The 527-nt window shown below is 58.1% G+C and carries 1 protein-coding gene; it reads right to left on the bottom strand.

The window, feature by feature from the left end; all coding sequences use genetic code 11:
• The coding region (locus BN2475_RS33170; protein ID WP_174642117.1) for a DUF3734 domain-containing protein at window positions 1-527 on the bottom strand (527 nt) is incomplete at both ends.

Genomic DNA, 527 nt, shown 5'->3' with positions numbered 1-527 from the left:
AGACCGCTTTGCCAGTGTTCGAGCATCGTGTCCATGCTGAACTCGTAGTCCTTGTAATGCCCTTCGTAAGGCTTGTTCCTGTAGATCAGATGCACGACGTTGATTGCGCTGCCGTCCGCGGCTTCTTCGGCTAAACGGAACAGCGGGTCCGCTTTCAACACCGAGGTGGGCACGTGTTCGAGCAGTTCCTTGATGAAGCGCGCATGCTTCTGCCGCTCGGCAAGCATGTTGGTGATTGCATGCGTGCGGCTCGAATACTGGATGTCCTTGGCGCGCTCCGAGATGTCCAGGAAATCGCCAGGTGCATTGCCGAGCGCGCTCCATAAATCCACCTGGAAAACCAGTGTGTCCTTGTGATCGGAATCGCGCAGCACTTCCGTGAGCGGCGTATTCGACACGAGACCGCCGTCCCAATAGTATTCGCCTTCGATCTCGACGGCGGGAAAGCCCGGCGGCAACGCGCCTGACGCCATGAAATGCTCGGGCGCAAGGCGCATCTTGCGGTTGTCGAAGTAGGTGAGATTGCC

It is taken from the genome of Paraburkholderia ribeironis, assembly GCF_900019265.1.
In the GTDB taxonomy this organism is placed as follows: domain Bacteria; phylum Pseudomonadota; class Gammaproteobacteria; order Burkholderiales; family Burkholderiaceae; genus Paraburkholderia; species Paraburkholderia ribeironis.
Note: the sequence above shows the minus strand (reverse complement) of the source record. Positions and strands in the feature narration are given on the sequence as shown.